We start from the raw sequence: 25,166 nt of genomic DNA, 5'->3' as shown, positions 1-25,166 counted from the left end.
ACACTCGTTAAAGTCCAGTCTTTCCGCGACGATCTTCGAGACCTCAGCACAGCGTGGGCGTGGGCGACGCCTTGATTACACCACGGCGTGGCGGAAGGTGAGGTTATAACGGAAGGGGCCGGCTTTCTCGTGGACGCCGTTTTTCAGTGTCAGCACACCGTGATAGAAAAGGCGGGAGGGTCCGCCCCATACCACCACATCGCCATGCTGCAACGGATACTTCGTCACAGGATCGGTGCGTTGCAACCCGCCAAACTGGAAGGCAACGGGGAGACCGAGCGACACGGAAACGATGGGACGGGAAAAGTCCTTCTCGTCCTTGTCCTGATGCAGCGACATCTTCGCGCCTGGCTCATAGCGATTGATAAGGCAGGCATTCGGCAGGAAGTCGGGATAACCGGCCTCGTTGGCAGCTCTTACCGCAAGTGACAGAAAGCTTTCCGGCATCGGGCTCCAGTTCTCACCCGTCAGAGGATCATGCCGCTCATAGCGATAGCCGCGCCGATCTGTCACCCAGCCATAGGTGCCGCAATTGGTCATCGCGACCGACATGGAAAAACCACCGGGTGTGACCATGTGGCGAAAGGGGGCAGATGATGAAATGCGGTGAATATCGGCTATCAGTTCATCTGCCTGGGCAAGTGCACGGCCGCGCATGAGCACGGCACCGTCTGCCATATCCTGCCGGGACGCCTGCTGAGGCTCAAGCCCGGCGAAGAGGTCGTTCATCATTACGCAGCATCCAGATCGGCTGTTTCAAGAGACGGGTGCAGCACCGGTCGATAACCCGCCTCCAAAGCTTTTAGCGTCGATGGCGGCGTCAAAAGCCCGTCAACGAAAGGCAGCGTGGATGTTTGACGATAACCTTGAGGGCTCCAGCGGTAGGTATTGCCACTGGCAACAAGATAGGCCTCGCCTTGCGCCGCAATCATCGTCCCGTCCGGCAGATCCTCGACAGGGGTCAAAAGGACATTGACGCGCTTTCGTTTCATCTGCAGGCGTTCGCGGTGCAGCGTTGCGTCGATATCGCGGATGGAACCCGCCGGGGAACCATTGCCCTCGACCCAGGCGGCAACGAACTTGCCTGCCTCCTCACGCCGGCATTGAAAGCAGGGGCGATGCCCGGCTGCCAGCGCAGTCGCCTCATCGAGAAAGAACAGCTCCGTCCAGCTTCGCGACGCCATGACGTCGCGACGGACGTCCTTATAGCTGCAACTGCAAATCAACCAGGATTTCGAAGCCCATCGCTTGGTCGTCAGCGTTCGTGAGGCGGGGTCGTGAATGATGCCGCGATTGCCGGTGAAGAGGCCTCGCATTGGCAGGTCGAGAATATCCCCGAACGGATCGACGCGGTTTTGCAGCGGCATGTCCTTCCTCCCTTGCTTCCAGAGCAACATCGACAACAATCTATAGAAAGTGGACAGTTTTGAGGTGAGACATGGTGATGAGACAAATATCTCTCGTGGAGAGGTAGCTCGTTTTTAGGCATCGAGTGTCAGCAGACCCGCACCGGCAATCCGAACCCAGCGGAATTGCAAGCGAGCCAACGGCCAGTCCCTTATGATGCATTCATTCAAAGAAGAACGCCGTGCGCGAAACGACCCACGGCACTCTTCTTCGTCTCTTTACCTACCAGCGCTGATGGACATGCGGCGCGATTTTGTCACGGTAAAGCGCCCGCACCTTATCCATGACCTCTGCGGGGATTGCCGTCACACGGCTCGCCGCAGCGTTGGAGGTTGCTTGATCGCGGTTTTTTGCACCGGGAATGACGACCGAGACGGCCTCCTCCATCAGGATCCAGCGCAGCGCGAACTGCGCCATGGTCAAGTTGCTCGGAACCAGCGCTCGCAGTTCCTCGACTGCCTCAAGCGCAACATCGTATGGGACACCCGAAAAGGTTTCGCCGACGTCGAATGCCTCACCACGACGATTGAAGTTGCGGTGGTCGTCAGCAGCGAAAGTCGAGTCCTTGCCCATCTTCCCCGTCAGCATACCGCTTGCCAGAGGCACACGCACGATGACGCCGACGTCGCGGCGCTTGGCCTCGGAGAAGAACAGGTCGGCGGGGCGGTGCCGAAACATGTTGAAGATGATCTGAACCGTCGAGACGTTCGGGAAGTCGATGGCCTTGAGCGCCTCCTCCACCTTCTCCACCGATACGCCATAGAAGCGGATCTTGCCGGCCAAAACGAGGTCGTCCATCGCGCCGAAGACTTCGGGGCGATAGTAGACCTCTGTCGGCGGGCAATGGAGCTGGACGAGGTCAAGAGCCTCAACGCCAAGGTTCATCAGGCTCCGATCAACGAAAGCCTCGAGATTGGCCTTGGTATATCCATCGGCCACATGTGGGCTCAGCCTGCGTCCGGCCTTCGTCGCAACGATCGGCCGCTCGCCGCCGCGCTCCTTCAGCACGTCACGGATGATGCGCTCGGAGCGACCATCACCGTAAACATCAGCCGTGTCGATGAATGTCATACCGGCATCAAGAGCGGCATGGACGCTGGCCTTCGCATCACTCTCGTCCACGTCTCCCCATGAGCCGCCGATGGCCCACGCGCCAAAACCGATTTCCGAGATATTCCAGTCCGTCCGACCGAGACGGCGTGTCTGAATGGTCATGAATGTACTCCGTAAGAAAGGCCGACGACTTCGGCGGTGTGCCGGTCGGCTGCGTGGGCAAAGATTGGACGAGACAAAGGCGCCAGAGGCGCCCTACGGCATCAGCTGTCCGCCGTTGACCTCAATAATCTGTCCGGTGATGTAGCCGGACAGGAGTGGCGAGGCGAGAAAGAGATAGGCGCCGACGCATTCGTCCGGTGTGCCGACACGGGCCATCGGGACGCTCTGACGCTGGGCATCGAGCATCTCAGGGCTGGTATAGCGATCATGAAAGGGTGTCGCGATGATGCCGGGTGCGACGGCGTTGACGCGAATACCGTCGCCGACGAACTCCTTTGCGTGGCCGCGGGTGATCGTCGAGACGAAGCCCTTGGCGGCAGCGTAGAGGATTGCGCCATTGCCGCCGCCATTGCGTGCCGCAATCGAGGTCGTGTTGATGACGAAGCCCTGCCGCCGCTTCAGGAACGGGACGGCCGCCTTTGTCGCAGCCAACACCGAGCGGGCATTGAGGTCCATGACACGCGCATAATGGGCGTCGTCCATCTCCGCCGTCGGCACGCGACCGAGCATGCCTCCGGCATTATTGATGAGCCCGTCAAGCCCGCCGAGCTTTTCAGCTGCAGCCTCGACCACGCGTTCACTCCCGCCCGGCTTTGATACATCTCCCTGAATAAGGATGGCTTCACCCCCAGCGTGGCGAATGTTGGCAAGCACCGCTTCGGCAGCCGCAGCGCTTTCATTATAATGAACAGCAACCTTTGCGCCTTGCGCCGCCAAGGCCTTGGCCACTGCCGCGCCGATACCGGTGGAGGCGCCTGTGACGAGAACGGCTCTGTCGCTCAAATCCGGGATCTTCAATTCGTGCCACATGGGGTGCTCCTCCGCACTCTTCGGTTGGGACGACCCTAGGCCTTGCAGACACAGAAGCAAGTTCTTATGCTTGCATCACATTCAACGATGCACTGAACGGAACTCATTCATGCCGCCGTTTCTCCGCTCGGAGCTGCCCGACCTTGCCGCCTTCTCAATCGTCGTTCGGCGCCGCAGTTTCAAGGCAGCCGCAATCGAATTGGGCATCACGGCATCTGCTCTTAGCCACGCAATCCGCCGGCTGGAGGAGCGTTTGGGCACGAAGCTCCTCAATCGCACAAGCCGGAGCGTCGCGCCGACGCCCGCGGGGCTGCGCTTCGCCGCCCGCCTGGAGGCAGGGTTCGATGAGATCGGCTCGGCGCTCTCCGAGATGGAGGACGGGCATGCTGGCGCTTTCGGCGAACTGCGCCTGAACATTCCCGCCGACGCCAGTCGCCTTCTGGTGAGCCCTTTACTCCCGAGTTTTCTGAAGCTCTTGCCAGATATGCGGTTTACCGTCGTCGTCGAAAATCGCCCGGTCGACATGGTGGCCGAAGGCTTCGATGCCGGGATACGATACGGGGACACAGTTCCCGAGGATATGATCGCGGTCGCGCTCACCGAACCGTTGGAATGGGTGATCGTCGGCGCGCCGAGCTACCTCGACACGCATGGCCGACCGAAGAAGCCTGACGACCTGATGCAGCATTCATGCCTGCGCCTTCTTCTGGGTGACAATTCGGCGTTCCGATGGGAACTGGGCAACGGCGACGCCATGATACGGATCGACGTGCCCGGCAACTGCACCATCAGCGATACGCAGAGCACCATCGATGCCGCTGCCGATGGTTTGGGTCTCGGCTACGTCTTGAAACGCCGTGCCGATGCGGAGCTGCGCGATGGACGGCTGGAAGTCGTTTTGCCTCAATGGTCATCGACCGGTGCCGGCTTCCACATGTATTATCCGAGCCGACGGCAAAACCACCCGGCGCTGCGTCACTTGATCGAACTCATTCGGGCGCGGGAAGGACTGCCGCCCCTAGCGCGGTAAGACCGTTCTCACAACCTTTCGGCGGCTCCAGCCGTGGGTTGAGCATCGCACTCTTCGTAAAGCGCAACCCGTGGATGGTAGATACATTGGGAAAGATGGCGCCGGTGCCGGGCGATTATAATGTTCTAAACTTATTCGATATAACATTCTGCCCCGACGGCTTTTGGCCGGAGATTGTGAAGCGTTTGGCAAAAACTGGAAATTGGTGTGGAGCACAGCTTAATCCAACAGCATTACGACTTGGGTGGGCGCCCCGCGCTTGATGTCTGGTTGCGCTTCGCTCCACCCATACAGGCGCGATATGATCAAGAGGAAGGCGCCCAACGAATCGTCGATTTGCAATTCGCCATTTTCGTCGGCCTCGCATTCTATAATGTGTACAACATCACGAACTACATCCTTCTTGGTGACACCTTCTGGACGTCGGTACTCCTACGTGTCGGCTTCATCACGCCCACGTCCCTGGCTTTGATTTGGCTTATCGGTCGTACGCCTCTCGTCTGGACCGAGCGGCTGATTACGGTCGGCATGCTCAATGCCCACCTCCTTCCCGTCTTCCTCTTCTGGGAAACGCGCTCCGCCCTGGGTGTTTTTACGTTTGGCGAACTCTCGCTCACCATTATCTTCGGCAACATGATGCTGGCTTTGCGATTTCCGCATGCCGTGTTGTTCACGTCGTTGGCGCTCGCATCGACCCTTCTCGCGATTGTCACCAAAAACAACCTCGAAACGCCCGTTGGGATCGCTTTCGTTATTCAGATCGCGACGGCCAGCGCCTTCGGCCTCTATGCCAACTATCTGCTCGAACGTCGTCGCTGCGGTGACTATCTCACCGCCCTAGAGGCGACGCTGCTCGCGCAGAGCGCTGACGCCGCACGAAAGCAATATGAGGATCTCTCGAGAACAGACGCCCTGACCCGACTTCCCAACCGCCGCCACTTGTCAGAACAGGTGGACACCTGGCTCTCCGACTCGCAATCGATCGGGTTGATGATGATCGACGTCGATCATTTCAAGTTCTATAATGACTCTCTCGGGCATCCTGCCGGTGACGCATGTCTCCAAGAGGTCTCCGCTGCCTTGGCGAATGCCACGGACGGCCTCGACGATGCCTTCTGCGCTCGGTTCGGGGGTGAGGAATTCAGTTTCGTTTTGCGTAACGCGAGTGAGATGAGCGCGGCAGGCGCAGCCGAAGCTATTCTTCAAGCCGTGGCAGATCTGCAAATCCCGCATCCGAGCCGCCCTGATAGGCTAGACGTCGTGACAGTCAGCATCGGCATCGTCGTCAACTGTTCTGATGGCCCAGACGTATCGTTCGACCATTTGGTCGAGTTTGCCGATAGAGCACTTTATGTTGCCAAACGACGTGGACGAAATACCTTCAGTATGGACTCGGCATCTGGTGAGGCTATGAGGTTTTGCGTATAAAGCGTGTCATCCTTCAGCGTAACGTTCACCATTAAGGCTGGGTCGATGCTCCGGCTGTTGCCCTTTCTCCAGCTCATATGGTCCCGCCATGCGCCAAAAACTCTTCTTTTCCGAAAGACCGGAGGTCATCTATGCAGTCGGCGATGTCCACGGCTGTCTTGATCTTCTTCATGTCCTGCAAGAGAAGATAAAGGCCGACGCCGCGCAGGAGACTGGCGCAAAGTGGATCATCATGCTCGGCGACTATGTCGATCGCGGGCCGAAGTCCTCGGCCGTGCTGGAAGAGTTGAGCTCGACCCAGCTCGACGGATTCCAACGGTTTTGCCTGGCCGGAAACCATGAGGAAACCATGCTGGACTTTCTCAAGAACCCGCATCGGGATCACCGCTGGCTGGAATTTGGCGGGCTGGAAACCTTGCAGTCCTATGGCATCCGATGGCTCCCGGACGACAATCGGCAATTTCGTGCAGCGGTACAGCAGGCCATTCCGCCTCATCACATCGCCTTTGCCGCCAGCCTTCCTTCTTTGATTTCGGTGCCCGGCATTTGTTTCGTTCACGCGGGACTTTTGAACGACGTTCCTCTCGAACAGCAGGAGGATAAACACCTCCTCTGGATCCGTCCGAACCAGCAGGGCGCACCGTTGGCGCAGAACCCATTTCTCACGGTTCATGGTCATACGCCTGTGCGCAATGTTGCGATGGTCGCTAACCGGCTGAATGTCGACACCGGCGCCTTCATGACGCGGCGCCTTTCTGCCGTTAAAATCAGACGCAATGGCGACATCACGGTCATGACGTCGGACTCATAAAGGTGTGATCCGTTTTTTTGCGATAACGCCATGCGGAGAAACAAGACAAAAGCTAAAAAGCGGATATGAAAAATCGCGGCAGGCTTTAGAGAAAGAAAAACCGCCGGCTGTGTCACAACCGGCGGCGAGGAATGATGTGCCGGATCGCTCCGGCACATCGGACCATTCTTTAGTGGTTGTCGCGCGGAAGACCCTTGGTCTGGGCGATGCGCTGGTACTTCACGGCCGGTTCGAGCACGGCACCCGTTTCCATCTGTCCGACGATGCCGCGCTGGATTTCCTGCCAAGGCGTCTGGTGATCCGGATACTTGTAGCCACCCTGAGCGTTCAGCGCCTCATAACGCTTCGCTAGTTCTTCCGGCGAGATCAGGATATCGGCGGTGCCTCTGCCCACATCGATGCGAACGCGGTCGCCGGTCTGCAGAATGGCAAGACCGCCGCCTGCTGCCGCTTCCGGCGAGGCATTGAGGATCGACGGGCTGCCCGACGTGCCGGACTGACGACCGTCGCCGATGCAAGGCAGCGAGTTGACACCTTCCTTCAGCAGGTAATCGGGAGCACGCATGTTCACGACTTCTGCCGCACCCGGGTAGCCGATCGGGCCTGCGCCGCGCATGAACAGAACGGTCTGCGCGTCGATGCCGAGCGACGGATCGTCGATGCGGTGGTGATAATCTTCCGGACCGTCGAAGACGACCGCACGGCCTTCGAAAGCTTCAGGATCGTTCGGGTTGGAGAGATAGCGCTGACGGAATTCCGGGCTGATAACGCTGGTCTTCATGATGGCAGAAGAGAAGAGGTTGCCGCGCAGCACGCGGAAGCCTGCACGCTCCTTCAACGGACGATCGTAGGGACGGATGACCTTTTCGTCTTCGATGATCGCACCACGGCAGTTCTCGCCGATCGTCTTGCCGTTGACGGTCAGGGCGTCTTCCATGATGAGGCCCTGTTCCATCAACTGGTTGACGACAGCCGGAACGCCACCGGCGTGATAGTAGTCTTCACCGAGATATTCGCCAGCCGGCTGCAGGTTGACGAGCAGCGGAACTTCTTCGCCATAGGTCTGCCAGTCATCGACGGTGAGCTCGACGCCGACATGGCGTGCAAGACCGTTCAGATGGATCGGCGCGTTGGTGGAACCACCGATTGCCGAGTTGACGCGGATGGCGTTGATGAAGGCATCCTTAGTCATGATGTCGGATGGCTTCAGGTCTTCCTTGACCATCTCGACGATGCGAAGACCGGTGAGATAGGAGATTTCCTGGCGATCGCGATACGGTGCAGGGATCGCGGCAGAGCCTGGAAGCTGCATGCCGAGCGCTTCGGCCAGCGAGTTCATCGTGGTCGCCGTGCCCATGGTGTTGCAATAGCCGGTGGACGGCGCGGACGAGGCAACGAGTTTGACAAAGCCCTGGTAGTCGATCTCGCCCTTCGCCAGAAGTTCGCGAGCCTTCCAGACGATGGTGCCGGAGCCGGTGCGCTCGCCGCGGAACCAGCCATTCAGCATCGGGCCGACGGACAGAGCAATCGCCGGAATGTTGACGGTGGCCGCCGCCATAAGACAGGCAGGCGTCGTCTTGTCGCAGCCGATCGTCAGAACGACGCCATCGAGCGGATAGCCATACAGCACTTCGACGAGGCCGAGATAGGCAAGGTTACGGTCGAGACCGGCAGTCGGGCGCTTGCCGGTTTCCTGAATCGGATGAACCGGAAACTCGATGGCGATGCCGCCCGCTTCGCGGATACCTTCACGAAGGCGGTTCGCCAGTTCGAGGTGGTGGCGATTGCAAGGCGAAAGGTCGGAACCTGTCTGCGCGATACCGATGATCGGGCGGTCCGACTGAAGCTCGGCCTGGCTCAGACCGAAATTCATGTAACGCTCGAGATAGAGCGCCGTCATGTCGGCATTTGCGGGATTGTCGAACCAAGCGCGCGAACGCAGCTTGCCTTGTGGGGCGGTCAAATTCTTCGAGTCTGTCATGATAATGGTCTCCAGCCGGAAGTGGCGAACGGGTAGGTCAACGGGAGTGCGACGAATTCATGGTGAAGCGTCGACAATGGGACCACGCAGACGCGTAGCGGAGACGACGACATCTGGCAAGGCGGACATCTGCCCAAACCTTCCACTGCGTCCAAACTCTCGCTGACGATTCGCACGATTCCTCCCGCCTCAATCTTTTTCATCCCTTGCCTGATCTGCGGCAATTGAGGAATGCGGTCAATGCCGCAGATTGTTCTTTGTATTCGTATTACTATTTCGGAGTGAACGCAATTGTCAAGGAACCCCAAGACGGAGGCAGCAATGCCGTCGAAAAAATATTACTAAATTATCTCATTGAATCTAAATTGCTTTATTTAGAATGACCCGTTCTATTTCACGCCAAGTGACGATCAGAAGCAAAAAATCGCTTTTCAAAGATAATACTATATGCTCATATCGCCCCGTCAGCCGACATCATCTCTGGGAGGATTAAAGATGAAAAAAGCACTTGCGGCGGTTACCGTCGCTTTTTCCGTATGCCTGGCTTCTGGCGTATCCGCAAAGTCGCTCACCGTCGGCTTTTCGCAGATCGGCTCCGAATCGGGCTGGCGCGCTGCAGAAACCACCGTCACCAAGCAACAGGCTGAAAAGCGTGGCATCACTCTGAAATTTGCCGATGCGCAGCAGAAGCAGGAAAATCAGATCAAGGCCGTTCGCGGCTTCATCGCCCAAGGCGTCGATGCCATTCTGATTGCCCCTGTCGTCGCCACCGGTTGGGACGCCGTTCTGAAAGAAGCCAAGGAAGAAAACATTCCTGTTATTCTTCTTGACCGTCAAATCGAAGCTCCAGACAGCCTCTACCTGACCGCTGTGACCTCCGACCAGGTTCACGAAGGCAAGGTTGCTGGCGACTGGCTGGTCAAGGATGTCGGTTCGAAGGACTGTAATGTCGTCGAACTTCAGGGCACGACCGGCTCTTCGCCTGCCATCAACCGCAAGAAGGGCTTCGAAGAAGCCATCGCTTCGCACAAGAACATCAAGATCACGCGCTCGCAGACCGGCGACTTCACCCGCACCAAGGGCAAGGAAGTCATGGAAAGCTTCATCAAGGCTGAAAATGGCGGCAAGAACATCTGCGCTGTTTACGCCCACAATGATGATATGGCTGTCGGCGCAATCCAGGCGATCAAGGAAGCCGGCCTGAAGCCCGGCACAGACATCAAGGTCGTCTCCATCGACGCCGTTCCGGATATCTTCAAGGCCATGGCTGCCGGTGAAGCGAACGCAACGGTCGAACTGACGCCGAACATGGCTGGTCCTGCCTTCGATGCTCTTGACGCTTACCTCAAGGACAAGAAAGAGCCGAAGAAGTGGATCCAGACAGAATCCAAGCTCTACACGGCGTCTGACGATCCGATGAAGGTCTATGAGGCAAAGAAAGGCCTCGGCTACTAAGACCGGTTTGGGGGTGAAGTCCGCTTCACCCCAGATATCCAAACGCTTCCGTTCTTGCGCATTGCAGAGTGCCGCTGGTTCTTTGCAGAACATGCCTCATATCGGAACTGGCGATCGGGACGGTGCTTCGGCACCGTTTCCATTCACGCTTTGTCTTCAATGGAATGCTTCAGAATGTCCGAACAAACGTCCCTTCTGGAAGCACGTGCCATCGGTAAGTCCTTCCTCGGCATAACCGCTCTCGACAATGTTGATTTCACCCTTCGTGCGGGTGAAATCCACGCGCTGCTCGGCGAAAATGGTGCCGGCAAATCCACGCTCATCAAGATACTCACCGGCGTTTACACCCGCGACAAAGGAACAGTGCGCCTCGATGGCGACGAGATTTCCCCAGCCGATGTCGGTGAAGCACAAGCTCTCGGCATTGGCACTGTCTACCAGGAGGTCAATCTCCTGGAAAACCTGACCGTTGCCGAAAATCTCTTTCTCGGCCGCCAGCCGCGCCGCTTCGGCCTCATCGACAAGCGCACCATGCGCGAAGAGGCCCAGAAGCTGCTTGGTCGCTATGGCCTGAACATCGACGTCAATGCCCTGCTCTCCAGCTATTCGGTCGCCATCCGGCAGATCATTGCGATTGCGCGCGCCGTCGATCTCTCCGGCAAGGTGCTCGTTCTGGATGAGCCGACAGCCAGCCTCGACGCGCATGAAGTCGAGATGCTTTTCACGGTGCTGAGACAGCTTCGCGCCGAAGGTCTCGGCATCGTCATCATCACCCACTTCCTCAACCAGGTTTACGACATTGCCGACCGCGTCACAGTCCTGCGCAACGGCAAGCTGGTGGGGACGCGCACCATTTCGGAGCTTCCGAGAGGCGAGCTCATTTCCATGATGCTCGGGCGCGAATTGCAGAATGTCACCCATAACCGCCAGCCCTCCGACAATGATGTGGTCGAAGGGGCGCCTGCCATCCGTTTTCAAGGCTATGGCAAACGCGGCAGCGTCGAACCCTTCGATCTTGATATTCGTCCGGGTGAAGTGGTCGGCATTGCAGGGCTCCTCGGTTCAGGACGCAGTGAAACCGCCTTTCTTCTCTTCGGCATCGACAAGCCGGAAAGCGGAACGGCGACCATCGATGGCAAGCAGGTGTCCATCCAATCACCGGAAGCGGCCATCGAACAGGGCTTCGGCTTCTGTCCTGAAGAGCGCAAGACGGACGGCATTATCGGCGATTTTTCCGTCGCCGATAATATCGCGCTTGCCCTGCAGGCGCGCCAAGGCTGGATGCGACCGATTTCCAAGCGTCAGAAGGCAGCGCTGGCCGACGACTTCATCAAGTCGCTCGACATTCGTCCCGCCGATCGTGAACGTCCGATCAAGTTCCTCTCTGGCGGCAATCAGCAGAAAGCAATCCTTGCCCGCTGGCTGGCAACCGAGCCTCGCCTCCTCATTCTTGATGAGCCGACGCGCGGCATTGATATTGGTGCACACGCCGAAATCCTCAAGATGATCGAGAAGCTCTGCCAGGAGGGCATGTCGCTCGTCGTCATTTCCTCGGAGCTGGAAGAACTGACGGCGGTCGCCCATCGCGTCATCGTCCTGTCGGACCGTCGCCATGTTGAAGAGCTCAAGGGATCCGACGTGACTGCAGAAAACATCATGAAGGCGATTGCGACCTCCGCCCGTACGGAGGCCGCGTGATGAAGAGCGTAACGTTGAAATTGAAGAGACTGGCGCCGCAGTTCATTGCGCTGTTCATCATTCTGGCTGCCATTACGGTGATATCGCCTGGCTTCCTGAACGTCTCGATGCAGAATGGACGCCTCTATGGCAGCCTTATCGATATTCTGGTGCGCGCCGCACCCGTAGCGCTTTTGACGATCGGCATGACGCTGGTCATTGCCACGAAGGGTATCGATCTCTCCATCGGCGCGGTCATCGCCATTTGCGGTGCGGTTGCAGCCACGCTGATCAGTGCCGGGCATTCCATTCCCGTCGTGATCGCCGTCTCATTGGCAGTCGGTATTGCCTGCGGCATCTGGAACGGCATCCTCGTCGCCGTCCTCGACATCCAGCCGATCATTGCGACCCTCATCCTCATGGTTGCCGGCCGCGGCATTGCGCAGTTGATCACCGAAGGCGTCATCCTGACCTTCAACAATGACAGCTTTTCAGCCATCGGTTCCGGGTCCTTTGCAGGCGTTCCTCTGCCCGTGGTGATCTGGGTGGCGAGCGCCATTCTTATCGGTCTTCTGGTGCGCAAGTCCGCGCTCGGCTTCCTGATCGAGGCAACCGGCATCAATCGCCGCGCGGCAGCACTTGCCGGTGTTCGCGCCCGCTTCCTGCTGTTCTTCGTCTACGCGATTTCCGGACTATGTGCCGCCATCGCCGGTATGATCGTGACCGCGGACATTCGCGGTGCGGATGCCAACAATGCCGGCCTTTGGCTTGAACTCGATGCGATCCTTGCAGTCGTCATCGGCGGCACGTCGCTCAATGGCGGTCGCTTCTCGATCACCGCGTCGCTCATCGGCGCACTGATCATCCAGACGATCAATACCGGTATTCTCGTCTCAGGCTTCCCGCCTGAATTCAACCTGATCATCAAGGCAGGCATCATCATCGTGGTTCTGACGCTTCAATCGCCGGCACTTGTCACTTTGCTCGGCTTTACCAGGACGCCGAAAAAACCAAGCCCGGCGGCACCGGCGCCCACTACCAACAAAGGAGAAGCTGCGCGATGATCCACACACGCAACCTTCCCTTCTTCACCACGCTGGCGATCTTCATCATTGCCTATGCGCTGTGCGTTTCCCAATATCCGGGCATTCTCAGCACACGGGTCATCGGCAATCTTCTGACCGACAATGCGTTTCTCGGTATTGCGGCCGTCGGGATGACATTCGTGATTCTGTCTGGCGGCATCGATCTGTCCATCGGCTCGGTCATCGCCTTTTCCAGCGTCTTCGTCGCCGTGCTCGTCAACGGATATGGTGTTCATCCGCTCGTTGCCTTCGCGGCGGTGCTCGTCATCGCCACGATTTTTGGCAGCCTGATGGGTGCGATGATCCGCTTTCTCGCGATCCCGCCCTTCGTCGTCACCCTCGCAGGCATGTTTCTGGCACGCGGGGCCGCCTATCTCATGTCGACCGATTCCGTCCCAATCTCCCATCCGGTCATCAATGCCATCCAGGGCTTCTACATTCGTGTGCCCGGTGGCGGTCGATTGACGGCGCTTGCCATCCTGATGCTGATCGTCTTTGCGGTCGGCATACTGGTGGCAGCCCGCACCCGCTTCGGTGCCAATGTCTACGCACTTGGTGGAAACCAGCAATCGGCGGAACTGATGGGGGTACCCGTCGCCAAAACCACGATCGGTATCTACGCACTGTCCGGCTTTCTCTCCGGTCTCGCGGGCATCGTCTACACGCTCTACACCTCGTCCGGCTACTCTCTGGCAACCGTTGGTGTCGAACTGGATGCGATTGCCGCCGTGGTGATCGGCGGGACGCTGCTGACAGGCGGAACAGGCCTCGTTGCCGGCACTTTCATCGGCCTGATGATCCAGGGCCTCATTCAGACCTATATCGTTTTTGATGGAACACTGTCATCCTGGTGGACGAAAATCGTTATCGGCATACTTCTGTTCATATTCATCGTTTTGCAACGCACAATCATCTGGTACTCAAACAGAAGAATGGCGGCGGCTCACCCGGCATAACAGCAGCGAGGGAGATAGTTGTTGGGGCTACTGGAAAACACGATATCGGGACGAAAGCGGCGCAACAGCCATGCGCACGTCGTGGCGGAACTTGGCAGCGCCATTGTTTCGGGCCGGATACCGGAGGGTTCCCTTCTCCCCAACGATGCCGAACTCTCGCTTCGCTTCGGCGTATCAAGGACCGTTCTCAGAGAAACGATGAAGACGCTGGCCGCAAAGCGGCTGGTGGAAGCCAAAGCGAAAGTCGGGACACGCGTTCTCGACAAATCGAGCTGGAACTTCTTTGACCCGGATGTGCTGGGTTGGCGCTGCGAGGCGGGTCTCGATCCGGAGTTCATCGAGCATCTGGCTGAAATTCGCTTGGCGCTTGAGCCGGCTGCTGCGGCAGCGGCTGCTCGGCATGCATCCAGCGAAGATATCGTCGCGCTCTACGCGATCGCGGCGAAATTCGACAACCCTGCCCATACCGCCGAAAGCATTGCCAAGATCGATCTGGAATTCCATCTGGCCGTTGCCAGCATTTCCGGCAATCCCTTCATGCGTTCGGCAAGCGGTCTGATCGAGGCGGCACTCGCCATCTCCTTCAAGCTATCGTCGCCAGCCTCTGCTCCGGCCACCATCGCAGAGATTGCCGCCAACCATTTGCGCATTGTGCACGCCATTGCAGCGCGAGATGAAAACGCCGCTGTGAAAGCCATGCGGCATGTGATCGAGGTCGGCAAGGACCGGATCAAGAACGCCGCTCTCACCTGAGAGGCTCAAGAGCATTAATCGGTCTTGCAACGAAGGCGCGCTGCGGCTCTCAATGGAAGTTGCGGCCTTTGATGATGATGTGGTCGTCATCGCTCTCCTGAAGAGTTGATCTCGGTGGCAACCCCCGTCTATCCCGTGTCGGCGGGCTACCGTGATGAAACTCATCGCCGCGACCATGCGGCAGCGGAAACGGCTTATCCCTTTCCCCGACACTTCTTAAAATGTCCGACAGATCAGTGATGCGGTGGGCGACGACATGAACGACGTCACCTTCACGCTGAAGCTTGCCGTAAATTCCGACCATGCTCGCCGACAGGACGACACGTCGATATTTTTCGAAGGTCTTGACCCAAACGACGGCATTGGTAATTCCAGTCTCGTCTTCAAGCGTCATGAAGATGACGCCCTTCGCCGAGCCAGGGCGCTGCCGCACGAGCACGAGACCAGCGACCTCCAGCCAGCGACCGTCATTCGTCTTGAGCGTCTCAGCGCATGTCACGATCCGACGTCGCGCGAGATCCTGGCGTAGGAAGCTCATGGGGTGGTCTCGCAGCGTCAGGCCCACATGGCCATAGTCCTGCACAACCTCTCCGCCTGCGGTCATGGGCAGCAGGTTGACTTCCGGCTCCTGCATCTCCTCGATCAACGCGTTCTCCCGAGCAGCTGCGGCAGCAAAAAGCGGCAAGGGTTCATCGCGCAGGCCCTTGATCGCCCACAATGCCTCACGACGTGAAAGACCGAGAGACGGCAAAAAAGCATCCGCTTCGGCAAGACACACCAGCGCGGAAACCGGTACCCCTGCCCGCCTCCATAAATCATCGATAGATTGAAAGGGACGCTCCTCCCGGCACGCGATAATATTGCCCGCATGATGGTTGGACAGCCCCTTCACCAGCCGCATGCCAAGGCGCACGGCGTTGCGATCTGGACCGACCTTCTCCTCCAGCATGCAATCCCAGCGGCTCGCATTGACGCAGACGGGCCGAACCACAACGCCGTGATCACGTGCGTCGCGAACGAGCTGTGCCGGGGCGTAAAATCCCATAGGCTGGGAGTTCAACAGCGCCGCACAGAAGATATCGGGATGGTGGCACTTCACCCATGCCGATGCGTAGGCAATCGATGCGAAAGAGGCTGCATGGCTTTCGGGGAAACCGTAGCTGCCGAAGCCTTCCAATTGCTTGAAGATACGCTTGGCGAAGTCTTCGCTGAATTTATTTCTGACCAAGCCCTGAACGAGCTTTTCTTGAAACTCGTTGATCGTCCCTACGTTTTTAAAAGTGGCCATGGCTCTTCGCAAACGGTCAGCGTCATTGGCGCTAAAACCGGCGCATTCGATCGCTACACGCATCGCCTGCTCTTGAAAAAGAGGAACACCGAGCGTCTTTTTGAGAACGTTTTCCAATTCAGGCCGCTCATAGACCACCTCCTCCTTTCCTTCCCTTCGTCGAAGATAAGGATGCACCATGTCACCCTGTATCGGACCGGGCCGAACAATCGCCACCTGAATGACAAGGTCGTAGAGTTTACGAGGCTTTAGCCTAGGTAGCATCGACATCTGCGCCCGGCTTTCGATCTGGAACGTGCCGATCGTATCGGCCTTGCAGATCATGTCGTAGGTCGGATCGTCGTTGTTATTGATACTGGTCAGTCCAAACTCTTCACCCTTGCGAACCGTCAGCATTTCGAAGGCTCTGCGCATGCAGGACAGCATGCCGAGTGCCAGGCAATCCATCTTCATGAATTTGACGATCTCGATATCGTCCTTGTCCCACTCGATGATCCGCCTGTCCTTCATGGATGCTGGAAGGATGGGAACGAGTTCGTCCAGCCGGTCATGGGTCAACACGAAGCCGCCCGGATGCTGGCTGTAATGGCGGGGCGTGCCGATCAACTGGCGCGCGAGATCGAAGGCAAGTCTGACGCGCCGATCCTCCAGATTGATATTCAATTCATTGGCATGCTTCTCGCCGGTGCCTTCCGTCCACCACCATATCTGGGAGGACATGAGTTTGGTCAGATCTTCGGGAAGGCCCAGTACCTTGCCGACATCGCGGATGGCGCCCTTGCCGCGATAGCAGGTCACCACAGCACAAAGCGCCGCCTTATCGAACCCATAGTGATCATAGATCCACTGGATGATTTCCTCGCGCCGCTGGTGCTCGAAATCGACATCGATATCCGGGGGCTCGTCACGGTCCTCGGAAACGAAACGCTCGAACAGAAGGTCGCTTTCATCCGGATCGATTGCGGTGATGCCGAGGACATAGCAGACGGCCGAATTGGCCGCAGATCCACGTCCCTGGCAGAGAATCTTCATCTCCCGTGCCTTCCTGACGATGGTATTGACGGTCAAAAAGTAAGGCGCATATTCCTTCTTGGCGATGATGGTCAATTCGTGCCGAAGCGCCTTCCTCACCTTTTCCGGCACGCCATTGGGATATCGCTTCGGTGCCTCATCCCAGACGAATTTTTCCAGCGCTTCCTGCGCCGTCAGGCCTGGTATCTGCCGCTCATCGGGATATTGATATTCCAACTCCGAGAGCGAAAACCTGCACTTCTTCACGATCTTCAGCGTATTTTCCAAGGCATCCGGATAGGCCGAAAAAAGCCGGTACATTTCCTCCGGCGGCTTCAGATAGCGATCGGCATGTCGCTCGCGGCGAAAGCCGGCATCGTCGATGGTGCAGTTGTGGCGAATGCAGGTGACGACATCCTGAAGCATGCGACGACCGGGCTCGTGAAAAAGAACGTCATTGGTGACGACCGTTGCTACGCCTGCGCGCGCTGCCATCTGCGAAAGCTCATGGAGGCGGAATGCATCATTGGGCCGGCGGCGCAGGCTCATCGCCACATAGGCGCGATCGGCAAAGTCCGCTTTAATCCTGCGTAGATGGCTGGCAAGCCCTTCACTCGTCTCATCCGGCAGGAGGACCACGATCAGCCCTTCGCCATAGGCAACCAGATCGCTCCATGTGAGTGAGCACTTGCCAGCCTTGCCGTCTCTCTTACCGAATGTCAGCAGTCGGCACAGCCGACCATAAGCCTCTCTGTTCGTGGGATAGACCAGCACGGAGACATCCTGCACCAGATCCAGCCTGCAGCCGACCACCAGCCGAAGCTCAAGCTCTTTCGCAATCTTGTGCGCGCGAGGAATGGCCGCGAGGCTGTTGCGATCGACAATGCCCAACGCCTCTATGCCAAGCGCTTTTGCCTGGGCGAACAATTCCTCACAGGAGCTGGCACCACGCAGAAAAGAAAAATGCGAGGTAACCTGCAGTTCGGCATAACGAACACCCGTACTCATGCGAAAAATCCATGCATGAACCACTCCAGAGAGCCGGTCTCGGTGTGCTCGCCATCGCCGGAACGGAAGATCCAGAAGCGCTCGCCATTCTCATTTTCCACTCGGAAATAATCGCGAACCGCCGAGAGTTCTCGATCGCGCTTCCACCATTCGCCAAAGACGCGCTCCGGTCCGTCGGCCCGCTTGACGATGTGACGTACCCCGCGCCATGTGAAGTTTCGGGGAGGATGATCGGGAAGCAGCGCCACCGTCTGGATCGGCTCCGGCTTGAACAGAAGCCTCACCGGTCGCGGCCAATGCTCAGGCCAACCGGGTGCATCTTCCGTGGCCTCTGCCGGAATTTTCTGAACGGAACGCTCCGGCACATCGCTTTGAACGGCGGCATAGCGATAGACCTTGTGGCCTCGATTGAGGATGATATCGACAGCCTCGCCAATATCGCCCCCCGCCTCATCCAGAAGAACGGAGCGCGTCTGCCCGGCAAGAAGCGGCTCGGCATGGGTCGCCGTCAGCGTCATCTTCTCGATGCCGAAACCCGGATCGATCGTCTCGATACGATCGGTCAGAAGGCGCGACAATTGCTTGCTATCGCGTGCGGGTTTGGAGGTTCCGGCCCGAATGGCCTGTACACCACTATCGACACGATGGAAAACGAGATCGACACGACGCGCACCTAAACCCCGCTTCTCCAAATCCAGACAGAGGTCGGACACAAGCTTTCGGGTGTATTTTGCAATGGTTTCTGCAGCACCAATCGGTTCGGGAAAGAAGCGGCGCACGGTTACCAGTTCCGCCACGCGGACCGGCTCTATCGGTTCCGACAGGATACCGTGAGCCTGATCCAGCCTGCGCCCAACCTCCGGTCCGAACCGCAAGGTGATCGGCGCGCGCGGCGCAGCTGCCAATTCTCCGATGCGGCGAAAGCCCAGGACCTTCAGCTCATTGACCAGATGTGCATCCAGCCGCAGGGCGGCAAGCGGGAGAGGCGCGAGCGCTTCTCGCACACTGCCTTCAGGTAAAATGGTGACGGCTTCGCGCCCGAAACGGGCAAGCGCGTGAGCCGCGCCCCAGCTTTCGGCAATTGCCGCACGCGCCGTAAAACCCAGCGCATGCAGGCGATTGATCATTCCCGTCAGCATCAGTCTTTCATTGCCATGCAGGTGATCGGCCCCGGTCGTATCGAGCACCAGCCCATCGGGCGTATCCGGCGCGACTATGGGGGCATAGATGCGTAGAAACCAGAAGGCCAGATCCTCAAGGGCTTTTGCATCCTCCACCGGCTTCAAGTCTTCGACAATAAGGCCCGGTAGAATGGCCTGTGCCTTGCTGGCCGGCATGCCGGGGCGCAAGCCCGCTTTCAGCGCGGCACTATTCAGAGCAGCCACGAGCCGGCGGCTTCCCTGGCGGGCGATCATGACGAGCGGAGTTTCAACCGGCGGCGCTTCGTCCCCAAGCATCCTGCGGTATCGATCCGTCTGCCATGTCGGCAGGTATAGCGAGACGACCCTCTGCATCACAGGCTTCCACTTCCAGTTCAAAAGGTTCGCCGCCCCGGACACGCAGCAATTCTACAAACCAGCGTGACCGCCCTACCCCGCGTATCGGCAGCGGGGTGGAGGGACGCATGGAAATGCGCCATCGGGTGACGGCGGCGGTCGGCTGACCAAAATCGGCGACACCGCTCACATGACGCCAGCGGCGAAGCGCTATGGCTGCCACGCCCGAAGCTTCCGCCGTCAGTTGCAGACGCCGCGACATGTTCATCGGCAGCTTCGACACTTCACCGATGACGGCACCAAAGCCGTTGCAGCGAAGCCCCTCCTCGAAACAATCCAGCACGCCCTTTTCGTCGCGGCATTCGACGATGATCAGCCGGTTATGCGAAAGTCCTGCCTGTGTGAGAGCAGGCATGAAGAGATCGGGACGGGTCACGCACCAAAGGATCTTGCCCTTCAACCGGGCAGCGATGCCCGCACAAAAGAGCGCTGACGCTGCGCCATCCACGGCACCATTTCCGCCGCCGCTCACCTCATGCAAGCTGCCAAGCTTCAGTCCTTGACCGGGGAGACGCTCATCCATGGCTGGAATATTGAAGGGCAGAGTCTCCTGCTGTCTGGCAGGACCTTGGGTGATCCTCTCCAGCCTTTCTCGCAATTCCTCCACGACAAGCTGTTCTGCGCGCTTCTGCATGACACGAAACTTCTCAGAGCATTCCACGCTAAAAAACTAATGTTCACTTTTTGTTCTAGATTCACAAAAGAGTCAACATGAGTCCGCCGGACTCCTGTGGAGAGATGGATGATTCCTTTATCTCCCGGCCAATGGCCGTACCGCGATACCTGCCAAAAAGGGCGATGTGACCGCAGGGGTGCGCCGCGGCAGGCAGAGTTTGCCAGCCGCGTAGAACAGTAGGAACGAGCCGATCTGGTATGCGAAAATAATATCGATCTCGACGAAAGAGCGGACGACAAACAGGGCGCAGAGCGAAAACAGGATGAGCGCCTGCGGATCCTGATTGCGCATGAGAATTGATCGCAAGTGACCCAAAAGCGTGCCGTAGAGCAGGATGACAAGCAGAATGAGACCGACGAAACCGTTCTCCACCACCACCTCAATATAGGTGTTGTGGAAATGAAAGCCACTGCGACCGGAAATGAAGAAATCGTCCCAAAGCCGTTCGGCATCGGAGAAGCCCGGCACCCAGAAGCCCTGATAACCGACACCGAAAATTGGCGCCCGCTTGGCCGCCTCAATGCCCTGCTGCCAGAGATAGGTGCGTCCTGTCAGTGTCGTGTCCTTGCCGAAGACACCGAGGATCGCGTCGAAGAGGCCGAACTGTAGCGCGGCCACGACAAACAGACCGCCCAATCCAACGGCTGCAAAAAACAGCATCTTCCTATTGCCAGGTGACAGGGCCCAGAGCGGCAGCAGACCCGCCATCATGATGACGACGGCTGCAGTGGTGATCGCGGATGTTGCCGATTGCGATGCAAGCAGGCTGTAGGCCGAGATCAGACCGGCAACGCCCGCGATCGGCAACCACAAACCTCTTTGGCGCAGCACAAGCACCGAGGCCGCGGCAAAGAGGACGCCAAGCGAGGCATAGAAGCCCAACTGGTTCTTGGAAGAGAATGCGCCGACGAAGCTGGTCGTGCCATCCAGCGCATCGAAAAGATAGGTTCCAAACAGCAGTGAATAGAGAAGAACGATGGTAATGCCGATCAGCGCTCCGCGCGTCAGCGTCTTGATCGATATGACGCGCATGGCAATCAGCGCGCAAACGATGTGCGTCATGTACTGAATGGAGGCGCGCAGGCTGACGGACATGGCGTCCGACCAGAAGCTCGACAGCACGGCCAGAATGCCGAAGGCGAAGATCCAGAAGTAGCGGGTGTAATTGCCGAGCACCCGGCGATAATCCACGACGACCAGAGGCAGCCAGACGGCGTAATAGGCAAGGATCGAGATCTGGCCGAACTTCGACGAATAGGCGAAGACGAAGAAGGACAGCGCGACTGCCGCCGTTCCGTAGAGCCCGTTTCTGTCAGGATCGATCAGTGCCGATTTCGCAATCCGCATGGCAGCCTCACTGCATCAGCACTTCCGAGGAAACCTTGATAACGTCGCCAGGCTCAAGCGCCGTGGTTTCGTCAACCTTGATTTCCTTCGATTTCCCCTTGTCCTCACGCACAACGACGTAGGAAATCGAGGCCGACTTGCCGGACGGATCGAAGCGCAGAGCTTCCGCCGATTGCGCCAAGGCCTCCGACATGAGCTCGCGACTGGTGGAAAGCTGGAGGTTCAGCTTCTGCAATTCGGCCTGCGTATCCTGCAATTCCTTGGAGCGCTGCGCGTCCCAGTCGTTTCGCAGGTTGATCTCATCCTGGATCGCCTTGTTGATATCCTGCTTGGCGCGCAAAGCATTCGTATCGATGTCGAGAAGCGTCGCTTCCACCTCGGCTGCGCGTTCCTCCGCCGAGATACGACGCTGAGCAAGCGCAAGACCCTGCTCGTTCAAGCGATTGACCTTTTCCCGGTCTTCATTTGCCAATTGCAACTGACGCTGCTGGCTCTCTGCTTTCTTGCGCAGAGATTCCACTTCCGCATCCAGCAGTTCACGCAAATCCTTCAACGCTTTCAATTGAAGCGTATAGCGCTCGGTGCGAGACTTCATCAGCGCACTTTCGCTTTCCAGGAGCGCATCGATATTGACGACCTTTTCCATTTCAGGCGTCTTCTTGATCTCCTGATCGCCGCTCACTTCGGCAAGCAATCTTGCCTGACGCGCCAGAAGACGGCCACGCTGGTCGTCATAGACGGCGGCGTCACCACGGGCATTGATAAAGTCACGCGCAAAACGCTGCCCTGCATCGGAACGGCGCAAACCGCCCGCGAGGCTGACAGCCTTCAGAACCGTCATATTGGGCGCATAGGGATATTCGCCGGGCGTTTGCACATCCCCCGTCAAAAAGACCGGACGGAACTGGGCAACTTCGACGGAGGCTGATGGAAGGTTGCGCAGAGCAAACTTGCTTTGAAGCTGCGCCCCGATCGCCTCTCCCACCTCGCCTGCGGTCTTTCCGGCAACATTCAACTGGCCGATGAAGGGAAGCGCCAGCGTGCCTGACGGGCCGACCGAGTAATCGCCATTGATCACATCCCAGTTGCGGATGGTGCCGTCTGCCGGCTGCCATTCGGCAACGCGGATGCGAAGCTTGTCAGCGGTTCCGAGACGGTATTGGCCACCCTGCGCAAGCGCGCTGAGCGGACTGGTGAAGAGCAGCACCGCGGCAACAGCCAGAGCAGTACCTTTGCACCATGTTTGGGTGCGCCGTTTTTTAGGGAGGGCTTCGTCGGCGATGCCAACCATGTAAAACTCCATGTTGATGCCTTGAAAAGTGAATGTGCGACCGGCTCAGGTCCGGTCGCAGCCGCAAGGCATGGCACAGGTGGGAGGGCCTGCGTTCACGCCGAGTATCTAATCTGGCTTCAATAGCTGCCGCGGGACATGCAGACAGCTGGCACGGTTTTCATGATGATGGAAATGTCTCTCATCATCGACCAGTTCTGAACATATTGCGTGTCGTAATCAACGCGCTCCTTGTAGGAGACGTCGTTGCGACCGCTGATCTGCCAGAGACCGGTAAGACCAGGACGCGTGCTGAGATAGTAGCGCGCGGCACTTTCATAGTAGTTGAGCTCTTCGTCCACGACAGGACGAGGACCCACAACACTCATTTCACCACGAATGATGTTGATGAGCTGTGGCAGTTCATCAAGGCTCAGCTTGCGAAGAACGCTACCGACAGCTGTGACACGCGGATCGTTCTTCAGTTTTCTCGTCTGGCGCCATTCTTCCGCAGCTTGCGGGTCAGACGTCAGATATTGTTTCAACACCTCATCTCCGTTCACGACCATCGTGCGGAATTTCAGGCAATGAAACGTGCGGCCATTATGGCCGATACGGCGGTGGCCGTAAAAAGCGGGTCCCTTGTCGGAGAGTTTGACCAAGACCACGATCATGAGAAAGATCGGGCTGAGGACAAGAAGGGCGAGCAGTGCCGAGGAAACATCGAAACTGCGTTTCACGATGCCCCCGATAGGAAAGCTCACATCAGACTCTTCAGAACCACTAAGCGGCGAAACAGCCGATCGAGTCGCGGACTTCATAGAGAGAACTCCATTTATGTTTTGCGATAGGTCGGTACCCGTTGGGCGCGTCATGCAGTCACCATGAGACATGAAGTCTGTGGTCGGAATTTGGTGCTTTTGAATTTTTTGTGAGGCAGCGTTACCCGGCTGCCTAAAACCGGCCGCCCCAAATTCCTCACATCATGTTGGCTGAGACTATTGATGAACGCCTATAAAAGGAACAAAGACAGGCACGCGTCATGCAGTTGACGCATGGTGACCATCTCTATGTATTGCGCAGCCATTTATATTAAAACTGTTCTTCTGGTTTACTGGTCTTGCCTGTAGGATGGAGCGCTTCTCTAAGGCTCAATTAAATAAGAAACATGTAATATTTCTTATATGCAGCGCAGCAAAATTATGGCGCCGCACATATAAAATAATTAAAAATAAACCGTTTTTGTTGGGAAAAATTAATTTCAACCGCTTTCTGAAACGTTTCAGAGACGAAAGAGTGGCCTAAATAAGGCAACAATGTGGCAAGATCACTGCCTCGCAAAGTGTTGCCTGCCTCGACTCGCGATTGGAAGGCACGCGCACTGGCGCCTCTTTCTTCACATTCGCCTCACATGGCCGTGCCCAAAAGAAAAGCTGGCGCACCCATGGTGCACCAGCCCTTCATCGGTCTTGAAGCTATGAAAAATAGCTTATGCTGCCTTACGTTCGTGACGGCCTTCTTCGACCTCTTCGACGATCTTTGCAACGAAAGCTTCCAGGTCGTCGGGGTTGCGGGAGGTGACGATGCCCTTATCGCAAACGACCTTTTCGTCCTTCCAAATGCCGCCGGCATTCTTCACGTCGGTTTTGATGGAACCGTAAGACGTCACTTCACGGCCGCGAACCGCATCGGCTTCAACCAGAAGCCATGGTGCGTGGCAGATGGCAGCCACGACCTTACCGGACTTCACGAATTCCTTGACCACGCGCATTGCGTCGTCATTGGCGCGCAGGACGTCCGGATTGATCTGGCCGCCAGGAAGGACGAGAGCGTCGAAATCTTCGATCCGCACGTCCTTGGCGAGCAGGTCGACTTTCACGCTGTCGCCCCAGTCTTTCTCGTCCCAGCTCTTGATCTCGCCATCCTTGATCGAGGCGATCTTGACGTCTGCGCCCTTGCGCTGCAGCTCTTCGTACGGCACGCGAAGCTCCGAGCGCTCATATCCGTCGGTCGCGAGAATGACGATCTTGGCAGAATTGATAGCAGTCATGACTGTTTCCTTCCTGGTCTATATTCTGTTGGGATGGGCTAGTTAGGATTCTACGTCTGAGTTGACAGACGGTAGAAAGAATTCGACATCGGCGATCCGTGCCTTGTCGAGGGTTGCGATGCGCTCCTGCCAGAAGCGCTCGGCTTCTTCCGGCTCATGGTCGTATTGACGGACAAATGTCTTGTTGTCGTCGATCATGACCTGGCGGGTGCCGCCAAGGAGCATGTATTCTTCCGCAAGCTTTCGCGTTTCGGTCTTTTCCACGTCAAAACCTCCTTGGCAGCCAAATTGT

Annotated in this window: 21 protein-coding genes; 8 read left to right on the top strand and 13 right to left on the bottom strand. The window is 57.7% G+C overall.

The window, feature by feature from the left end; all coding sequences use genetic code 11:
- Positions 1-75: 75 nt before the first annotated feature.
- The 4 genes from alkB to AC07U5_RS19565 form a co-directional block, all read right to left on the bottom strand.
- Positions 76-729 carry a DNA oxidative demethylase AlkB gene (alkB, locus tag AC07U5_RS19580; RefSeq protein ID WP_494724284.1) on the bottom strand — a complete coding sequence of 218 codons (654 nt, stop codon included), beginning with the start codon at positions 727-729 and terminating at the stop codon, positions 76-78.
- Between the two features lie 2 nt (positions 730-731).
- A complete protein-coding gene (locus tag AC07U5_RS19575; RefSeq protein ID WP_494723994.1) occupies positions 732-1,367 on the bottom strand; it encodes a hypothetical protein in 636 nt (211 codons plus the stop codon).
- A 262-nt stretch (positions 1,368-1,629) separates the two neighbouring features.
- Positions 1,630-2,616, bottom strand: a complete 987-nt coding sequence (locus AC07U5_RS19570; RefSeq protein WP_494724283.1) for an aldo/keto reductase — start codon at positions 2,614-2,616, stop codon at positions 1,630-1,632.
- Positions 2,617-2,715: 99 nt separating this feature from the next.
- Entirely contained in the window at positions 2,716-3,492 is a 777-nt protein-coding gene (locus AC07U5_RS19565) for an SDR family oxidoreductase (RefSeq protein WP_113272514.1), read from the bottom strand.
- A gap of 109 nt (positions 3,493-3,601) precedes the next feature.
- Between AC07U5_RS19565 and AC07U5_RS19560 the strand changes: the two genes are divergently transcribed.
- From AC07U5_RS19560 to AC07U5_RS19550, 3 genes are all read left to right on the top strand, one after another.
- Entirely contained in the window at positions 3,602-4,522 is a 921-nt protein-coding gene (locus AC07U5_RS19560; protein WP_494723993.1) for a LysR family transcriptional regulator, read from the top strand.
- Positions 4,523-4,729: 207 nt separating this feature from the next.
- Positions 4,730-5,950, top strand: coding sequence for a GGDEF domain-containing protein (locus tag AC07U5_RS19555; RefSeq protein WP_494723992.1), 1,221 nt, complete (start codon positions 4,730-4,732; stop codon positions 5,948-5,950).
- Between the two features lie 88 nt (positions 5,951-6,038).
- Positions 6,039-6,761: a metallophosphoesterase gene (locus AC07U5_RS19550; protein WP_494723991.1), complete on the top strand. Its 723-nt coding sequence runs from the start codon at positions 6,039-6,041 to the stop codon at positions 6,759-6,761.
- Between the two features lie 169 nt (positions 6,762-6,930).
- Here AC07U5_RS19550 and AC07U5_RS19545 read toward each other — a convergent pair whose 3' ends face one another.
- Positions 6,931-8,742 carry a dihydroxy-acid dehydratase gene (locus tag AC07U5_RS19545; protein WP_113272510.1) on the bottom strand — a complete coding sequence of 604 codons (1,812 nt, stop codon included), beginning with the start codon at positions 8,740-8,742 and terminating at the stop codon, positions 6,931-6,933.
- Positions 8,743-9,237: 495 nt separating this feature from the next.
- Here AC07U5_RS19545 and ytfQ point away from each other — a divergent pair, with 495 nt between their 5' ends.
- From ytfQ to AC07U5_RS19520, 5 genes are all read left to right on the top strand, one after another.
- Entirely contained in the window at positions 9,238-10,197 is a 960-nt protein-coding gene (ytfQ, locus tag AC07U5_RS19540; protein ID WP_062441680.1) for a galactofuranose ABC transporter, galactofuranose-binding protein YtfQ, read from the top strand.
- A 174-nt stretch (positions 10,198-10,371) separates the two neighbouring features.
- Entirely contained in the window at positions 10,372-11,895 is a 1,524-nt protein-coding gene (gene ytfR / locus AC07U5_RS19535; RefSeq protein ID WP_343107896.1) for a galactofuranose ABC transporter, ATP-binding protein YtfR, read from the top strand.
- Positions 11,895-12,938 (top strand): ABC transporter permease, encoded by a 1,044-nt coding sequence (locus AC07U5_RS19530; protein WP_062424145.1) that lies wholly within the window; start codon positions 11,895-11,897, stop codon positions 12,936-12,938. The genes ytfR and AC07U5_RS19530 overlap by 1 nt, the downstream gene beginning before the upstream one ends.
- A complete protein-coding gene (yjfF, locus tag AC07U5_RS19525) occupies positions 12,935-13,915 on the top strand; it encodes a galactofuranose ABC transporter, permease protein YjfF (RefSeq protein WP_343107895.1) in 981 nt (326 codons plus the stop codon). The genes AC07U5_RS19530 and yjfF overlap by 4 nt, the downstream gene beginning before the upstream one ends.
- 21 nt (positions 13,916-13,936) lie before the next feature.
- Entirely contained in the window at positions 13,937-14,668 is a 732-nt protein-coding gene (locus AC07U5_RS19520) for a FadR/GntR family transcriptional regulator (RefSeq protein WP_062424144.1), read from the top strand.
- A gap of 49 nt (positions 14,669-14,717) precedes the next feature.
- On the opposite strand, the gene AC07U5_RS19515 is transcribed toward AC07U5_RS19520, so the two are convergent.
- From AC07U5_RS19515 to AC07U5_RS19480, 8 genes are all read right to left on the bottom strand, one after another.
- Positions 14,718-17,975 carry an error-prone DNA polymerase gene (locus AC07U5_RS19515; RefSeq protein ID WP_494723990.1) on the bottom strand — a complete coding sequence of 1,086 codons (3,258 nt, stop codon included), beginning with the start codon at positions 17,973-17,975 and terminating at the stop codon, positions 14,718-14,720.
- On the bottom strand, positions 17,972-19,489 hold the full coding sequence (locus AC07U5_RS19510; RefSeq protein WP_494723989.1) for a DUF6504 family protein: 1,518 nt from the start codon (positions 19,487-19,489) through the stop codon (positions 17,972-17,974). Before AC07U5_RS19510 ends, AC07U5_RS19515 begins: the two co-directional genes overlap by 4 nt.
- The gene (locus tag AC07U5_RS19505; RefSeq protein WP_494723988.1) at positions 19,404-20,165 is read right to left on the bottom strand and encodes an ImuA family protein; all 762 of its coding nucleotides are present in this window, start codon (positions 20,163-20,165) and stop codon (positions 19,404-19,406) included. Before AC07U5_RS19505 ends, AC07U5_RS19510 begins: the two co-directional genes overlap by 86 nt.
- Before the next feature lie 117 nt (positions 20,166-20,282).
- The gene (locus AC07U5_RS19500; RefSeq protein WP_494723987.1) at positions 20,283-21,554 is read right to left on the bottom strand and encodes an O-antigen ligase family protein; all 1,272 of its coding nucleotides are present in this window, start codon (positions 21,552-21,554) and stop codon (positions 20,283-20,285) included.
- A gap of 7 nt (positions 21,555-21,561) precedes the next feature.
- Positions 21,562-22,845: a polysaccharide biosynthesis/export family protein gene (locus tag AC07U5_RS19495; protein ID WP_494723986.1), complete on the bottom strand. Its 1,284-nt coding sequence runs from the start codon at positions 22,843-22,845 to the stop codon at positions 21,562-21,564.
- A 119-nt stretch (positions 22,846-22,964) separates the two neighbouring features.
- A complete protein-coding gene (locus AC07U5_RS19490) occupies positions 22,965-23,645 on the bottom strand; it encodes a sugar transferase (RefSeq protein WP_062424139.1) in 681 nt (226 codons plus the stop codon).
- 668 nt (positions 23,646-24,313) lie between these two features.
- Positions 24,314-24,874 (bottom strand): DJ-1/PfpI/YhbO family deglycase/protease, encoded by a 561-nt coding sequence (locus AC07U5_RS19485; RefSeq protein ID WP_062424138.1) that lies wholly within the window; start codon positions 24,872-24,874, stop codon positions 24,314-24,316.
- 42 nt (positions 24,875-24,916) lie between these two features.
- Complete coding sequence (locus AC07U5_RS19480; protein WP_062424591.1) at positions 24,917-25,138, bottom strand: hypothetical protein; 222 nt, start codon at positions 25,136-25,138, stop codon at positions 24,917-24,919.
- Positions 25,139-25,166 lie beyond the last annotated feature (28 nt).

It is taken from the genome of Agrobacterium sp. GW821-FHT02D03, assembly GCF_059421725.1.
This window is presented reverse-complemented; position numbering and strand designations above follow the sequence as displayed.

What these genes read in the sequence shown, in the direction of transcription:
- AC07U5_RS19560 (WP_494723993.1), top strand. Translation starts at nt 3,602, where the DNA reads ATGCCGCCGTTTCTCCGCTCGGAGCTGCCCGACCTTGCCGCCTTCTCA.
- AC07U5_RS19495 (WP_494723986.1), bottom strand. Translation starts at nt 22,845, where the DNA reads ATGGTTGGCATCGCCGACGAAGCCCTCCCTAAAAAACGGCGCACCCAA.
- AC07U5_RS19485 (WP_062424138.1), bottom strand. Translation starts at nt 24,874, where the DNA reads ATGACTGCTATCAATTCTGCCAAGATCGTCATTCTCGCGACCGACGGA.
- ytfQ (WP_062441680.1), top strand. Translation starts at nt 9,238, where the DNA reads ATGAAAAAAGCACTTGCGGCGGTTACCGTCGCTTTTTCCGTATGCCTG.
- yjfF (WP_343107895.1), top strand. Translation starts at nt 12,935, where the DNA reads ATGATCCACACACGCAACCTTCCCTTCTTCACCACGCTGGCGATCTTC.
- AC07U5_RS19490 (WP_062424139.1), bottom strand. Translation starts at nt 23,645, where the DNA reads ATGAAGTCCGCGACTCGATCGGCTGTTTCGCCGCTTAGTGGTTCTGAA.
- AC07U5_RS19545 (WP_113272510.1), bottom strand. Translation starts at nt 8,742, where the DNA reads ATGACAGACTCGAAGAATTTGACCGCCCCACAAGGCAAGCTGCGTTCG.
- AC07U5_RS19515 (WP_494723990.1), bottom strand. Translation starts at nt 17,975, where the DNA reads ATGAGTACGGGTGTTCGTTATGCCGAACTGCAGGTTACCTCGCATTTT.
- AC07U5_RS19530 (WP_062424145.1), top strand. Translation starts at nt 11,895, where the DNA reads ATGAAGAGCGTAACGTTGAAATTGAAGAGACTGGCGCCGCAGTTCATT.
- AC07U5_RS19550 (WP_494723991.1), top strand. Translation starts at nt 6,039, where the DNA reads ATGCGCCAAAAACTCTTCTTTTCCGAAAGACCGGAGGTCATCTATGCA.
- AC07U5_RS19500 (WP_494723987.1), bottom strand. Translation starts at nt 21,554, where the DNA reads ATGCGGATTGCGAAATCGGCACTGATCGATCCTGACAGAAACGGGCTC.
- AC07U5_RS19510 (WP_494723989.1), bottom strand. Translation starts at nt 19,489, where the DNA reads ATGCAGAGGGTCGTCTCGCTATACCTGCCGACATGGCAGACGGATCGA.
- AC07U5_RS19565 (WP_113272514.1), bottom strand. Translation starts at nt 3,492, where the DNA reads ATGTGGCACGAATTGAAGATCCCGGATTTGAGCGACAGAGCCGTTCTC.
- AC07U5_RS19505 (WP_494723988.1), bottom strand. Translation starts at nt 20,165, where the DNA reads ATGCAGAAGCGCGCAGAACAGCTTGTCGTGGAGGAATTGCGAGAAAGG.
- alkB (WP_494724284.1), bottom strand. Translation starts at nt 729, where the DNA reads ATGAACGACCTCTTCGCCGGGCTTGAGCCTCAGCAGGCGTCCCGGCAG.
- AC07U5_RS19575 (WP_494723994.1), bottom strand. Translation starts at nt 1,367, where the DNA reads ATGCCGCTGCAAAACCGCGTCGATCCGTTCGGGGATATTCTCGACCTG.
- ytfR (WP_343107896.1), top strand. Translation starts at nt 10,372, where the DNA reads ATGTCCGAACAAACGTCCCTTCTGGAAGCACGTGCCATCGGTAAGTCC.